The organism is Paenibacillus sp. Soil766, assembly GCF_001428105.1.
GTDB lineage: Bacteria > Bacillota > Bacilli > Paenibacillales > NBRC-103111 > Paenibacillus_E.
The window spans coordinates 37,394-51,576 of sequence record NZ_LMSJ01000025.1; the positions used below are offsets into that span (position 1 = coordinate 37,394).

At 45.2% G+C, this 14,183-nt stretch carries 13 protein-coding genes; 7 read left to right on the forward strand and 6 right to left on the reverse strand.

Features of this window, described 5'->3' with window-relative positions; genetic code table 11:
• Position 1 precedes the first annotated feature (1 nt).
• The 7 genes from ASG89_RS20100 to ASG89_RS20130 all read left to right on the forward strand — a co-directional run bounded on the left by ASG89_RS20100 (position 2) and on the right by ASG89_RS20130 (position 8,829).
• Positions 2–1,441, forward strand: coding sequence for a sensor histidine kinase (locus ASG89_RS20100; protein WP_057312864.1), 1,440 nt, complete (start codon positions 2–4; stop codon positions 1,439–1,441).
• Between the two features lie 43 nt (positions 1,442–1,484).
• Entirely contained in the window at positions 1,485–2,270 is a 786-nt protein-coding gene (locus tag ASG89_RS20105) for a DUF3919 family protein (protein WP_057312865.1), read from the forward strand.
• A gap of 24 nt (positions 2,271–2,294) precedes the next feature.
• Entirely contained in the window at positions 2,295–3,329 is a 1,035-nt protein-coding gene (locus ASG89_RS20110; RefSeq protein WP_057312866.1) for an ABC transporter substrate-binding protein, read from the forward strand.
• 92 nt (positions 3,330–3,421) lie between these two features.
• Positions 3,422–5,080: an ABC transporter permease gene (locus ASG89_RS20115; RefSeq protein WP_057312867.1), complete on the forward strand. Its 1,659-nt coding sequence runs from the start codon at positions 3,422–3,424 to the stop codon at positions 5,078–5,080.
• Positions 5,081–5,116: 36 nt separating this feature from the next.
• Entirely contained in the window at positions 5,117–6,196 is a 1,080-nt protein-coding gene (locus ASG89_RS20120) for an ABC transporter ATP-binding protein (protein ID WP_057312868.1), read from the forward strand.
• A 76-nt stretch (positions 6,197–6,272) separates the two neighbouring features.
• Positions 6,273–7,286, forward strand: coding sequence for an extracellular solute-binding protein (locus ASG89_RS20125; RefSeq protein ID WP_057312869.1), 1,014 nt, complete (start codon positions 6,273–6,275; stop codon positions 7,284–7,286).
• A gap of 73 nt (positions 7,287–7,359) precedes the next feature.
• Positions 7,360–8,829 (forward strand): methyl-accepting chemotaxis protein, encoded by a 1,470-nt coding sequence (locus ASG89_RS20130; RefSeq protein ID WP_235549840.1) that lies wholly within the window; start codon positions 7,360–7,362, stop codon positions 8,827–8,829.
• Positions 8,830–8,870: 41 nt separating this feature from the next.
• Here the strand turns inward: ASG89_RS20130 and ASG89_RS35155 are convergent, their stop codons facing one another.
• From ASG89_RS35155 to ASG89_RS37775, 6 genes are all read right to left on the reverse strand, one after another.
• On the reverse strand, positions 8,871–9,047 hold the full coding sequence (locus ASG89_RS35155; protein WP_063868037.1) for a hypothetical protein: 177 nt from the start codon (positions 9,045–9,047) through the stop codon (positions 8,871–8,873).
• Positions 9,048–9,314: 267 nt separating this feature from the next.
• The gene (locus ASG89_RS36515) at positions 9,315–9,740 is read right to left on the reverse strand and encodes a hypothetical protein (protein ID WP_057312871.1); all 426 of its coding nucleotides are present in this window, start codon (positions 9,738–9,740) and stop codon (positions 9,315–9,317) included.
• A gap of 24 nt (positions 9,741–9,764) precedes the next feature.
• Positions 9,765–10,433, reverse strand: coding sequence for a hypothetical protein (locus ASG89_RS20140; RefSeq protein WP_057312872.1), 669 nt, complete (start codon positions 10,431–10,433; stop codon positions 9,765–9,767).
• 15 nt (positions 10,434–10,448) lie between these two features.
• On the reverse strand, positions 10,449–11,813 hold the full coding sequence (locus tag ASG89_RS20145; protein ID WP_057312873.1) for an arsenic transporter: 1,365 nt from the start codon (positions 11,811–11,813) through the stop codon (positions 10,449–10,451).
• Between the two features lie 153 nt (positions 11,814–11,966).
• Positions 11,967–12,473 (reverse strand): hypothetical protein, encoded by a 507-nt coding sequence (locus tag ASG89_RS20150; protein ID WP_057312874.1) that lies wholly within the window; start codon positions 12,471–12,473, stop codon positions 11,967–11,969.
• A gap of 202 nt (positions 12,474–12,675) precedes the next feature.
• Complete coding sequence (locus tag ASG89_RS37775; protein WP_235549842.1) at positions 12,676–13,497, reverse strand: collagen-like protein; 822 nt, start codon at positions 13,495–13,497, stop codon at positions 12,676–12,678.
• Positions 13,498–14,183: the final 686 nt, after the last annotated feature.

Consider the following 14,183-nt stretch of genomic DNA (forward strand, 5'->3'; position numbering starts at 1 on the left):
CATGAAGCTGCGCAACAAACTGTTCATTCAGCACTCGATCACGATCATCATGCTGCTTGCCTCGATGTATGTTGTGGTGAATTATACGCTGAGTAAAAGCATGATCGAGCGGGATACCCAAACCTTGGACCAGTATTACGGTCTACACCGCATTGAGGCTTTAAAAATCGTGAATGATAAGAAAATTAGTATTGAACAGCTCTTTTCGGGGACTTATGCGCCACTAATTGCCTCCCACCTTGCAGCTAACAGCAACTTTCAAGTGCAGCTGTTTGATCCGGAGGGGACAATTATCGGGGATAGCGGCAACAAAGAGGATTTGATGAAACGAAGCGATATTGACGCTGCACTAGCTGGACAATCAGCAACCGTCATTACCGAAGGTGAGAATAACAAAATTCTTATTTATGCCTCTCCTTTCACTTATGAGGGCAAAATTGTAGGCGGATTCCGCTATCTGCTGGATCTGAATAAGCATGAAGAAACGTTATCGGAGATGCGCTCTTGGTTTATTGGCGTTGCGCTTGGCTGCTTGCTCATCGCATTGCTAGCGAGCTACTCCTTCTCGTTCTTTATTATGAAACCGCTACACGCCCTTCAACAAGCACTAAAGCAAGTGACCGTTGGTGATTTCAGCCGTAAGATTGTTGTCACCAGCCAAGACGAAGTGCGGGAACTCGCTGATGACTTCAATCAAATGTCTGAAGCACTCCAAGAGCATATCGAGCTCCTTCAGTATGAACAAAACAAACAGAAGAAATTTTATGATAATGTGACCCATGAGCTCAAAACACCACTAACCTCTATCATTGGTTTTTCCGATCTGATTGACAAAATGGAGCGTGTCGAAGATATTCGAACATGCAATGTCTACATCCGCAAGGAAAGCACACGACTGTTACAAATGGTTGAGGAGCTGCTCCAAACATCGCTCAAAGGCGATGAAGCTTGGCGCGTACAGCTTGAGCGCGCAGATCTCGCGGCAATCCTAACCGATAGTCTGCGCATTCTTGAACCTACCTTGCATAAATCTTCCATCACAACGACGGTGCAGGCCGAGCCATGTGAGGCCTACGTTGATCCCCAGCGCACGCAGCAGGTCCTGTTTAACGTCATTGAAAATGCGATTAAGCACAGTGAATGCACACATCTGAATATTCGACTAGAGCAGCTAGAATATCAATGCCACGTCCGTATCTCGGATAACGGCAAAGGTTTAAGTGAGCAAGATACTGCCGCGCTGTTCCTAGCCTCTTCGGAGCACAATCAGAAGCGTCCCGTTTCGACGCATTCCCATGGGCTTGGTTTACTTCTCTGCAAGCAATTAATGGAGCTGCAAGGCGGTAACATCACGGTACATAGCCGCGAGAAAATGGGGACGGAAGTGATTTTGGTGTTCCAAACCGAGCCAACCCTCACGCAAGGCTTGTTACAAAATTGATACAAATCGATGATTTTTCTGAGATAAAAGGAGAGTAATCTACATGCAAGAGGAGAAGAAAGGGCTTTCATGGTTGCGTCTCATCTTACTACAAATCGTGATTGGTTGTACGTTGATTGGCATTTTTGCCTATGTGTTTCGTATCGGCGTCGATGAAGTACGGATCGTCCCTAAGGAAGCCAACAGCCGTGATATGTTCGACGGTGTTCCCATGCGGATGAACGTGACGTATCCGGGGGTTGGCACAATTTCCATTGATGATCCGAAAGAGCTGATTGCGTGGAAAGCATCGTTTACCCGCATATTAAACGGGGGCAAGCCGCAGACGCGTGCAAACGCTTCACGCTTGCTGTTAACAGGCTCCATTGCCTATCTGGATCAGGAGGATATCCCTTTCCAAATCGGGACCAGCGGCTTTCGCTTCGGAACAGACTCGGTCAATTCACTGGAGATTAGTGCTGAAATTCGGAAACTGCAGAATATGCTCATCGATAAGACGCTGACAGCGGATACGGTAAGCGGCGTTATTGCAAACAGAAATCATCAAGTTTTCCGTTTGCAGGATGGCCTCCTTACAGCACTTTCCGAAGCGGAGCGGACTGCACTAACGATGCAGACACGAACTGCAGTCAGGCTGATCGATTTCAGTCATTTCGACTTCATAGCTGAACAGCCTAGCAGCCACTATGTCGTGGAACTGACCGACGAAGCCGTGGACGGAAAGCATTGGCTGCATCTCGACCGATATGATAACGCTTACTTCATTGTTTTCGATTTGTTAGATGAAACCAACCATAAAGCCTATTTCAAGTTAAGTGATGCCTCCTAACATATCGAGGGGATGGTTGAGGAAATGGATAGAAAGAAAAGCAATACTTCTATTACGATCGTGTCAGTTATTGTTGTCGTACTGGTAGCAGGGTTCTTCCTGTACAAATCCGGTGTTTTTGGCGGGGCAGCGAAAGGTAAAATTACGGTATACTCCATTTTCCAAGAAGAAGATGCCCGTAAGCTCTTAGATAAATTCAAAGCAGAAACGGGGATCGACTACGATGTACTTCGTTTGCCAACCGGTGAGGCAGTGACCCGGCTACAAACGGAGATGGGCAAACCGCAAGCCGACTTCCTGATGGGCGGTCCCGCTGATTCCCATGAGGTACTGAAAATTGCCGGTGCACTTGAAACCTACATTTCACCGAATGCCAAAGATGTTCCTGATAATATGAAGGACAAAGACGGCTTCTGGACCGGATTCTATCTAAATCCCGTAGCCATTGGTATCAACGAACAGCGGTGGAAAGAGAAGTACGCTGCAGCCCCTTACCCGCAAACCTTCCAAGAGCTCCTTGATCCGAAATTTAAGGGCGAGATTGGGATGGCCGACCCAGCGACTTCCGGCACAGCCTATACAGCGGTAGCTTCGCTAGCCCAAGTATGGGGGAAAGATGAGATGCTGAAGTATGTTGCCAAGCTTCTTCCAAATCTCAAGGAAAGACCAAAATCCGGTACTGAGCCGATTCAGAAGGCAGCCAAAGGCGAGTATACGATCGGTATTACTTTCCTTGGTGACCAGATAAAGCTGAAAAACCAAGGCAACCCGATAGTTAGTATCGTCCCTGAAGCCGCAGGCTATGAGGTTGGTGGATTAGCTATCATAAAAGGTGGCGGTAACACGGCAGCCGCTAAGAAACTAATGGATTTCATGTTAACGAATGAACCTGGACAACTTTACACCGAATCTGCGTTTTCAAGTTCCGTGAAACCGACTGTACCGATCCCGAAAGGTGGCATCGATATCAAAACAACGAAATATAACAAGACCTACAGCTTGTGGAAAGCTGCCGAACAGCGTAAAGAGCTGCAAGATGCGCTAAAAGATCTTAAATAAAAAGAGCCTATGTACAGGGCATTGGAGTATGTTCCTTATGCTGATCAATGCCCTCCTACACAATGAATTTGAAAGGTGGTCGTAAACCCCTTATGATCATAGAAAAAAAGGGTATGGGTTCGTCGATTGGCAGACTGATGAAAGATCCATCATCGCTGATCCTTGTCCTCATCAGTTTCGCTGTTCTCTGTCTCTTCGTCATTTATCCGCTTATCTATGTGATTTCGCTACCAGGAGCAACGGATTGGACAACCTTTTTCAGCAAAAGTCGGTATGCCAAGGCTCTGCTCCATACAGTTGTCAGCTCCTCCTTATCCGCTCTAACCGCAACCATCTGCGGCTTTATTTATGCGTACTCCATTCATTACAGCAACATCGTGGGGAAAAAGTTTTTCCGTTTTATCGCCTTTCTCCCGATTCTCGCGCCTTCTGTTATGACCGGCCTGGCCTTCCTGCTTTTATTCGGCAGAGGGGGTATGGTCTCACAAACCATGAAAGCATGGTTTAACGTCGAACTGGACTTATATGGGCTGCCTGGCCTCTGGATCGTTCAAACGATTTCCTATTTCCCGCTAGCCTACATGACGATAACAGGCGTACTTCGATCCATTTCGCCAAACCTGGAAATCGCTGCCCAGAACCTTGGCGCACGCGGCTTCAAACTGTTCCGAACCATTACGTTTAGATTAGCACTTCCCGGCGTCATTAATGCCTTTCTACTCGTCGCAATCAATTGCTTTGCCGACTTTGGGAATCCCAAGCTGATTGGGGGCAATTACTCTCTCTTGGCTGTTGAAATCTACGGAGAAATCTTAAATAACGAGCCCGGACTCGCATCCGTCATGGGTATCATTCTCGTCATTCCTGCCCTGCTGGTATTCATGATTCAAGCCAAGCTGCTGTCCAAAGGCTCCTACTCAACCATCACTGGAAAGCCTGTTTCAGGACTCAACCGGGTGAAGACTTCCCGCAAGACAGATATCTTCCTTTTCATATTCAACAGTATTATGGCGCTCTTCATCTTGTCCATGTTCACAATCACCATCCTGTTCGCTTTTACCAAAAACTTCGGACAGAACAACACCTTTACGCTGGATCATATGTTTAAAATCGTCTTTAACCCTTCCAGCCCTGCTGTCATGAACAGCTTAGTCTTATCGCTCATCAGTTCTATTCTGGCTGTTGGCTTCGCCCTCGTGTTGGCCTATGTTGTTGTACGCAAGCCGTTTCCCGGCAAAAAATTGCTGGATTTCACAGCCGTATTGCCAATTGCTTTGCCTGGGACGTTCGTTGGTCTTGCCTTGATCGTCGCTTTCAGCAATGGACCGATTATGCTGCAAGGATCAGCCATTCTCATTATCGTCGCCATGCTGCTTAAGCAGATGCCCGTCGGCTATCGTGGTCTCAGCGCTTCCTTCAAGCAGGTAGATAGATCAATTGAGGAAGCCGCAACGAATCTTGGGGCAGACAGCCGCAGCACATTAACAACTATTGTATTTCCTATGCTGCAAAAGACCCTCGTTGCGAACTTTGTCTATGCCTTTATGAAAAATATGAACACCTTAAGCACCATTGTCTTTCTTATTACACCCAAATGGGTCGTTGCCGCCGTTTCCATCTTCAATTATGCAGAGACCGGCACATACTACTGGGCAGCAGCTGTTGCTGTCGGTCTGATGGGAGCAACGCTGGCTACGCTTGGTGTGATCAAGCTCATTTTCCGTTCGAAGGTCAAAATATTCGATTTCTAACTATACGTAACACTGACGTCCTAAGGAGTGAGAAGCATGAGTTCACACATATTGTTGGATTTAAAAAATGTGAGTAAAGTGTTTGGCAGCAATTACGTTCTCAAACAGATTAATTTACAGATTGAACGCGGGAAGTTCATTACATTCCTCGGTCCGAGTGGATGCGGAAAAACGACGCTGTTGCGTTCGATTGCAGGCTTTTATACCGTTGATGAGGGTGAAATTTGGATTGATGGTCGGCTTGTCAACGATCTGCCCCCCTATAAACGTGGAACACCGATGGTATTCCAGGAATACGCATTGTTCCCGCACATGACAGTATTCGATAATGTCGCTTACGGGCTCGATATTCAGAAGCGCCCTGAAGCGGAAATACAGGATCGCGTTAAGTCCGCGATGGCTAAAGTGAAACTGACCGGACTTGAGAAGCGGTACCCGCACGAGATGTCTGGGGGGCAGCAACAGCGGGTAGCTATGGCACGGGCTCTCGTCATGGACTCGCCGATCATCCTGCTCGACGAGCCGCTAAGTAATTTGGATGCGAAGCTGCGTGAAGAAGTACGTGTGGAACTTCGCAGCATCCAACAAGAGCTTGGTTTAACGGTCATTTATGTCACCCATGACCAACTTGAAGCCTTATCAATGTCCGATAACATTGTTGTCTTCAACAAGGGAGTGATTGATCAGTACGGCACACCGCATGATATATATTACAAGCCTCGCACGCCTTACGTCGCTGACTTCATCGGTACAACGAATTTCGTCGCTGCCGTTGTACGTGAATCTGCGAATGGCAAGGCCACAGTAGAATATGGTACGACTAACAAACGTACGGCAAGCGTGATGATCGATGAAGCTGTGACAGCCGGTGAAAAAGTGCTGCTCAGTATTCGACCTGAGTCCATGCGTATTCATGCAACGAATGCCGGCGAATTCTTGGTGAGCGGCTTCGTGAAATCGTCCATGTTCCTCGGCGAGAAGGAACGGTATTTCATTCTAGATGATGATATGAAAGAATGGATTGTCGATGCGTATGATATCGGTTTGACAAGATATCAGGGGAATGTCACGATAAGTGCAGCTGATGACAAAATTCATTTAATAAAACTAAGTTAATTGGACATAACATAGCAGCGGGTTGAAAAGGGAAACTTTTGTTTCCTTTTTTGACTATTCAGGAGGAGTTTGCGCCATGTGGAAAAAAGGTTTGCTCGTACTCATAGTAGGTATCGGTGTGTGCCTTGGATTTCAAGTCTTAGGGGAGAAGAAAAGTAACCAACCGCTTAAGGTAATCGTCATCTTCCACGAAGATGTAGGGAAATTCCTGCTCGAGACGTTCAAGGAAAAAGCAGATCAACCGTATGATATCATCCGGATGTCCAGCGGTGAAGCAAGCTATAACCTGCTGACGCTGGGTAAAACCGGTATTGACGTCGTACTGGGCGGACCTGCTGATCTACACGAGCAGCTCAAAAATAAGAGTAAATCGCTTCGCTACTCATCTGCATCCGCTGGCAGCATCCCCTCCAAGTACAAAGATGCGAAAGGTTATTGGACCGGAATGTACATGGGGGCACTGGCCATTGGTGTGAACCAAACTGTTTGGCAGCAGGATCCTCAGCTGGCGGCTCTGCCGCTGCCACAGCAGTACGAGGATCTGCTCCGCCCTGAGCTCAAGGGCAAGATCGAGATTCCTGACCCGGAGACGTCGGGGACAGGTTACACGCTGCTAGCATCGGTTGCCCAGCAGCGCGGGGATCGTGCAGCGATTGATCTCATGCAAGCGTTGAAAAAGCAAAGCGCCTCCATGACGTTCGCCGGCAACACGAGTGCACAGCATCTAGCTGAAGGTGGATTGGCAGCGGCCGTCTCCTTCTTAAGCGACCAGCTGCGTTTCAAAAACTCAGGCTATAACATAAGTTCGTTTATTCCGCCCCAGGCAGGCTGGGAGATCGGTGCTATCTCCATCCTAAAGGGAGGCAACAACCCTGCCGCAGCCAAACAGCTTGTTGATTTCATGCTCTCAAAGGAGACTCAAACCGATTATATGAACACGGCCTTTTCCTTCCCTTTAGTGCCAAATATCCTTGTGAATCCACTCCTTGCGCCAGTGAAGCTGGAGAATCTCCTTGCTGCTTACCGTTTTGATCTAGCTGCACAGCAGCATGAAAAGCTGCTAAACCAATGGCGAGAAGCGTTGGAGTAGTATTTAAATTTATGTAAAAATTTGTCGTTTCATGTTATCATCTTAACGTAACATTATACGAAAAGGTGGACGGATGATGAACTATATGGAGACATTGCACCGCCGCAACAAACTGCTTGTGACTATTATTTGGGGAATGCTGGTGCTAGGTATAGCCGTTGATTTCCTGACTGCAGCAGGCATGGATTCGATCATCGTCCTTCTTGTTGTCGGCACATTGACTAGCGGATTGGCAACCATTCTTACCTACAAACGTTGGCTTACCACCTACATCATGTATATCATATCCGCCATTATCACATTACTGACTTGGTTACTCATACTGACGGGCCCCATCTTCACAACCTATCTCCTTGTCTACGTAAATCTAGCCATTATGACGCTGTATGGCAGCTCGCGTGCTATTGCATTCTCCAGCTTTATGGGAGTCATTCTAACCGCCTACTTCTTCCTAAGCCCCTACAAAACGGAGATTTTCGGCGACAACGATATGGTCAATATGTACATGTACCTTGCGTTAATCGCAGTGCCCTTATTCGTATCTACAAAATTCAGTGAGAAATTGCAAAAAGATATCTTCTCAGAGCGGGAGCAGGCCGTTCTAGAAAAAAACAAATCGGTCGATTTGGTAAATCTTGTCTCCTCCTCCCTCGTCTCACTTACACAATTCAGCTCGAATTTGAGGCAGAATGCGACAGCAACGGGTTCAATCTCCAGAGAAGTAACCCAAGCCTTCGGAGAAATTACTGCAAGTACGGAAACGCAAACGTCCAGCATTAGCGATATTAGTGATTCCATTCGTTATATTGAGCAATCCGTCACATCCTTGGCTGACCGGTCAACGGCGATGAGAGATCTCTCCGTAAGTTCCGCCCAACTGACTCAGGTGGGAAGTGAAGAGGCCGAGTCCTTAGAAGCACAAATGAAAAGTGCCCACGAGACCATGGATTCTTCCGTTCAGTTGATGAACGATCTGGACAGTCAGAACTCGCGGATCAGTGACATCGTCGCGACGATTAAGCATATTTCGACACAGACGAATCTGCTTGCGCTAAATGCAGCCATTGAAGCCGCACGTGCAGGCGAGCACGGCAGAGGATTCGGCGTTGTTTCTCACGAGATTCGTAAATTGGCCGAGACCTCGCAGCAAGCTACCGAGCAGATCGAGCAGATTCTCGAGGATATTCGCTCGAAAACAACGCTAGCCGCGGCGCAGGTCTTACATGGGCAGCAATCCGTAGCGAATGGCAGTGATGCTGCGCAAAAGGTCGTACAAGTCATGCATGCATTGGCGACCGATGCCGGCCACTTGGAAAGTCAGTCCGCTCACGTAGAACAATCCGCAGAGAATCTTCACCAACAGTACACGCGAATTACGGACCAGATCGTTACGATTGCTGGTATTACCGAAGAGAACATGGCATCTATCCAAGAAATGTCCGCAAGTATGACGACACAGGACAGCCGAATTAGCGACATCCTAGAGAGCTTCCTTCAGCTCGACAAGCTCACTTCCGATCTCAATCGGATGACGAAGGGTTAAATGTAAAAGTCCAAGCCTCTAATGTAGGCTTGGACTTTTCTTCACTTAGGGTTATGTTCCTGCGTGATGGAGCATTTATTCTGTATAAATTGAATCTGATTTTCAAGCCGACTGCGCTGCTCTTCCGGGCCTTGGAACTGTTCAAGTTCCTGTATTAAATTGTGCAAATCATCGCCCGCATTCGCGCAATCATAATTGCTTTCTACATTTTCGAGCATAGTCCAGCCTCCTCATGTACGATCAGTGTTATTTCCCACCCTTATTGCTGTTTTGGTCCTGTGTTCGTGTGGTTGTATTTTTTCTGGATTGTCCTTGCTGTTTGTGACCTGACATGTTGTTTCACGCTCCTTGAAATGTAGGTTTTAGATAGTGCGAGTTTATTATGAGCAGCTAGCTGAATTTGATACGATGAATTTCACATATGAGTAAACGAGTAAAAAACCACCTCTTAGTGAGAGTGGTTTTCTTAAAAGATTTCAGCCATCTTACTTTTTACCTTTACCTTCTTTACCTTCTTTGCCCTTGCCCTCTTTATCTTCCTTGCCTTTTTCCCCTTTGCCCTTGCCCTCTTTATCTTCCTTACCTTTTTCCTCTTTGCCCTTGCCTTCTTTTTCTTCCTTACCTTTTTCCTCTTTGCCCTTGCCTTCTTTACCTTCTTTGCCTTCTTTAACCTCTTTACCTTCTTTGCCTTCTTTGCCTTCTTTGCCTTCTTTGCCCTCTTTACCCTCTTTACCTTCCTTGCCTTTGCCCTTTTCTTCTTTTTGCCCTTGTCCTTTTGCTGCATCCTTACCTTTTTCTTCTTTCTGTTCTGTTCCTTTGGCTTCTTTTACTTCTTGTTCTTTATTGCCGTTCTCATTCTTGTGTTCACCATGTTCATGGCCATGTTTACCAGGGCCTTTTCCTCCAGGCATATGCACTACCTCCTAATTATATAGTTACATGGTTGGCGAATGGACGCTTTTAATATGCTGAATATTTGTGTAAAAGGTCCTGCCTTCCGCTGTAATCATGTGGACAATATTATTTTCAATTTCTCTTAGTAATCCGATCTTACTAGGGCTTCTCCCCAAGTCAAAAACAACTATTTTACCTTCCAGCTTTTTCAGTTGCTCCTCAAAAGAGCGAGATAAGGGTAAATCGGAAGGATTTACAGGGAAAAATTTTTTATCCAGAAGGTAAGGCGTTTGATAATCATTGTATGGAATTAGCCACTTCAAATGGTTTAATGGTATAAACATCGTTTTGTAAACAGGGGAATAAAATTCGAAGTAATTCGTCATAATGTGGGTAATGTAACCGTGTATAGGTTGAAATCCTGAAACAAAAATTTCTGAAAAGACCCCTTTGGAATTCATTAATATTTTTCTATATGAAATTTTGTCGCCATTGATTGGCTTTTCAGTAAGAGCAGAGAAGTCCGTCGAACTTTTTTTGGTATTCATATTGACAGTCATAATATGGAAAGAAGGGATATATACATATCGCTCCCCGTTATATATAACTAGGATATCTTGCCCTGCATCTACCAAAACGCCCGTGTGCCATTTATCACCGAGCAATTCAACATCAATAACCGCTCCTAGCTTCTTCTGAAAAAGGTCCATCAATGTCACCTCCTCTCACTTAAATAACCAGCCCGTCCATACATATAAACTAAGAAGACTTATAAAAAGACCAATAGGAATGATCATAATCGTCACTTTAATATATTGGCTCCAAGTAAGCCTTATATGATGTTTTCTCAGAATATGCATCCATATCAATGAAGCTAGAGTACCCATCGGTAACAATAATGAGCCGATATCTGCACCAATGACAGTTGCTAAATAAGCCGTATGCATAGTGAATGAGTCTAAACCCATATTTTGCAAAGATAAGGTGCCAATCATAATTGACGGTAGGTTGTTAAACAAATTGGACATTGCTGTAAGCAGCATCCCCATGAGAAAGATGGCATTAAAGTGATTTTCGGCGACCGCTCCACCAAGCCATTGTACGAGAAAGTCAGTCAGTCCTGAATTATGAAGCCCGTAAATAATGACATAGATACTAAAAGCGAAAATAAGAATATGCCAAGGCGTTTTTACTAGAATATCTTTGGGCCCAATTCCTTTACGCATCCACCTAACTATAATAAGAACAATAGCACCAATGATTGCTGGCCATTCCGTAGCTACCCCAAAAGGGGTTAGTAAGAAAAAGCTGCAACGTATCAAAATGACGACCAGGATGCAAATTCGAAACAGTCCCCAATCTATATATCCCTTGTCCTTCGGATCTACCCTGAGAGGGTGGAAAGTTGAGGAATTGTCATGTACAATAGCGTTTATTGAAGAGGGCTGCAAGGAGATAATCTTCAAGGGAATCTCACGCTTAAAATAGACAAAAAGCAAATACGTAATCGTAATAATACCCATCATGGCGGGTACAAACATCATAGATGTGTAGGTGTTAAGATCTAAACCGACGGTTTTTAACGCGATCAGATTTGCTAGGTTACTGACGCCGATAGGTGCGCTTGCTCCAGTTGCAACTAAGGCTCCAGAGATGAGGTAGGGGATTTTTTGCCTCGTTTTTAAGTTAAGAATAGATAGGGTTTGGATGATGATGGGGGTTGTGATTAGGATGCTTCCGTCATTATTAAAAAACATCGTCATTAAAAAGCATAAAATATTAATGTACCAGAAGAGTGCTCGACCGGACCCCTTTGCCCGAACAGCCAAATTAATAGCTGCCCACCTAAACACCCCAATACTCTCTAATACAATTGACATTACAATTGTTGATATAATGGTTATGCTTGCCCCACTAACAATGGAGGCTATATGGTACACACCTGCAAGGGGCACAATGCCTAGAGCCAAGAAAATCAAAGCACCTAGGGTTGTTGGAATAGATTCATTAATACCGAATGGCCTCCAAATTATCAACAACGTAACGGTAACAAAAACAATAGAGATTACCGCAGTTGTTATATCAAACATGATCTTGCACCTCACAAGGGTTGGCAGATGATGATCCAAGTTTCAGTACAGTGATAGGGAGGGTGAGAATTTTAAATAATGTCGATCTAGCTAGGAATACAATGATCAGCATATTTCCCCTCCTCCCACCTACAATTAAGATTCAGAGATAGATTATTTTTTCTCGTTACTACTATCTTGCTTTTGTTCCTGCTTTTGTTCCTGCTTTTGTTCTTTCTTTTCCTCTTGGTTTTCCTTTTTAACGCCGTAAGACATGCTTTTAACATGAAAGTTAAAAATAGTGACTAATTCATGGTTAACAACCATCGTAATATAGTCATCAGTGGCATCGGCTAGAACGCCCTGGATACTCTCATGTCCCCCACGGTTAACTTGACACCACAGGTTTTTCATACCTTTCAATAAACCAACAAAGTTGTCAGCTTCCATAATTTTCAAAGGGGCTGCATTCGCCTGTGTTAGCAAATACTCCGCAGAATCTTTCGTATTCAGTGTGAGACTTTTCAAATGACTTGTGTTGTAATAAATAAGTCCATCCTTCTCATTGTAAATACCCACATAATCGAATCCCACCGCAACAATCTCGCCTTGTCGGGATTCAGGACCCCCGCGATCCAGTCTTACTTGTTTACCCATTAGCAAAGAATAATCGAATGCCATAATAATCATTTCCCCCTTCAGGTGGTGGTTAGTTGTTGTTGCATGATGTATATATACTCACATGGCAAAGGTTTGTACCCAACGAATGCCCTGTCTCTTAAAAACTCCACGAATATCACTAGAGGGTATTTATACGTGGATATACATACAGATCCCCTCCAATTAATAGGCTGGAGGGGATCTGCACGATTTCAGACAGACGTTACGTCATCTTCACATTCGATACTTCAGAAATACATTTTAATGCAACAGCATACACGGTATCTCGCGTGGATAATACGACAATCTCTTCGTTTAGTCCCATAACTGCCGCATTGGATATATCGTTCAACTGTTCAGCCAACGTACTGAAATCAACTTTGGCTTTACCGACTAATGAATTGAACAAGCTCACCATACCCGAGCTCTCGCTGCTATCAGAGTTATCTGTTTCAGTTAACATCTTGCTATCATAATCGCCTGACCAGACCTCTACACCTGCAATAAGATGCATAGGTACGAAGTGCTCAACGCCATTGCTTGCAAAATTTAATATACCGTTTTCGGCAGAAATTATTTTCACATTTGAATATTTACTAGTGGAGTAGTCTAATGTGTGCAGCTCTTTCAGTGTAATATTCTTGAGCTGACTTATTAGATTCTGCATGCTGTCATTCCCCTTGTGACAACATTTACAGCTCTCTTTACTGCACCTATCCTCCTGTTTAGGCGGCCCCGGCGGTTTGGGCGGTCCAGGTGGCTTCGGTGGTCCTGGAGGTTTTGGTGGTCCAGCTGGCCCTTCCGGTCCTTTTGGACCTTCTGGCCCTTCTGGTCCTCTTGGTCCCTCTGGTCCTTTTGGTCCCTCTGGTCCCTCTGGTCCTTCTGGTCCTTTGTGACCTTTTGGTCCTTCTGGTCCTCTGGGTCCTTCTGGCCCTTTTGGTCCTTTCGGTCCTTCTGGTCCTTTTGGACCTTCTGGCCCCTTTGGTCCTGCTGGTCCTGCTGGTCCTGCTGGCCCCGCTGGTCCGGCTGGTCCTGCTGGCCCCACTGATCCTGCTGGTCCTGCTGGCCCCGCTGGTCCCGCTGGCCCCGCTGGCCCCGCTGGCCCCGCCGGTCCGGCTGGTCCCCTACGGCATAGCTTACAGTGATGTTTTTTACACCTATTCCTTTTTTGGGGTTTATGACATTTCAATTTTCTCTTCTTTTTCTTATGCTTGGTACATTTACATGGCTCTTTTCTTTTACATATTAGGCAATGATCCTCTAAACCACTTGCTAGGGTTTGGGGAATGTCAGGTTTTGCCTTTACTCTATACGAACTCAGTTTAGCAGCGACTTCTATAATACGAAAAGTTTTTGAATTAAAAGCACTAGGATTAAAAAATACTTTCGAACGATTCATAATGACTTAACCCTCCTCTCAGGAATCTAGACATTTGTTACTAGGGAACATTTATCCATATAGGTATTTGCAATATCAGTGTATGAACCTATAAAATAGCCTGTTCTAGTGAAAAAGCACATTTTGGTACGTTTAAAGAATTATAATTGCAAAGAAGTAGAAATACGGGCTATACCCTAGAGCGTTCGCGGACACGTGACATATACATGCAGTATAAATAACGATTCATGTCATTTATCAGGTAATACAAGTGAAATAGGATTGGTTACATGTCAACGAACAGGAGGAATCCTTATGTTTATTGTTTGCCTACTTATTCTTTGTGGAATAGG

What these genes read in the sequence shown, in the direction of transcription:
- ASG89_RS35155 (WP_063868037.1), bottom strand. Translation starts at nt 9,047, where the DNA reads ATGCTCGAAAATGTAGAAAGCAATTATGATTGCGCGAATGCGGGCGAT.
- ASG89_RS20105 (WP_057312865.1), top strand. Translation starts at nt 1,485, where the DNA reads ATGCAAGAGGAGAAGAAAGGGCTTTCATGGTTGCGTCTCATCTTACTA.
- ASG89_RS20150 (WP_057312874.1), bottom strand. Translation starts at nt 12,473, where the DNA reads ATGGCATTCGATTATTCTTTGCTAATGGGTAAACAAGTAAGACTGGAT.
- ASG89_RS20110 (WP_057312866.1), top strand. Translation starts at nt 2,295, where the DNA reads ATGGATAGAAAGAAAAGCAATACTTCTATTACGATCGTGTCAGTTATT.
- ASG89_RS20125 (WP_057312869.1), top strand. Translation starts at nt 6,273, where the DNA reads ATGTGGAAAAAAGGTTTGCTCGTACTCATAGTAGGTATCGGTGTGTGC.
- ASG89_RS20115 (WP_057312867.1), top strand. Translation starts at nt 3,422, where the DNA reads ATGATCATAGAAAAAAAGGGTATGGGTTCGTCGATTGGCAGACTGATG.
- ASG89_RS20130 (WP_235549840.1), top strand. Translation starts at nt 7,360, where the DNA reads ATGATGAACTATATGGAGACATTGCACCGCCGCAACAAACTGCTTGTG.
- ASG89_RS36515 (WP_057312871.1), bottom strand. Translation starts at nt 9,740, where the DNA reads ATGCCTGGAGGAAAAGGCCCTGGTAAACATGGCCATGAACATGGTGAA.
- ASG89_RS20100 (WP_057312864.1), top strand. Translation starts at nt 2, where the DNA reads ATGAAGCTGCGCAACAAACTGTTCATTCAGCACTCGATCACGATCATC.
- ASG89_RS20140 (WP_057312872.1), bottom strand. Translation starts at nt 10,433, where the DNA reads ATGGACCTTTTTCAGAAGAAGCTAGGAGCGGTTATTGATGTTGAATTG.
- ASG89_RS20120 (WP_057312868.1), top strand. Translation starts at nt 5,117, where the DNA reads ATGAGTTCACACATATTGTTGGATTTAAAAAATGTGAGTAAAGTGTTT.
- ASG89_RS20145 (WP_057312873.1), bottom strand. Translation starts at nt 11,813, where the DNA reads ATGTTTGATATAACAACTGCGGTAATCTCTATTGTTTTTGTTACCGTT.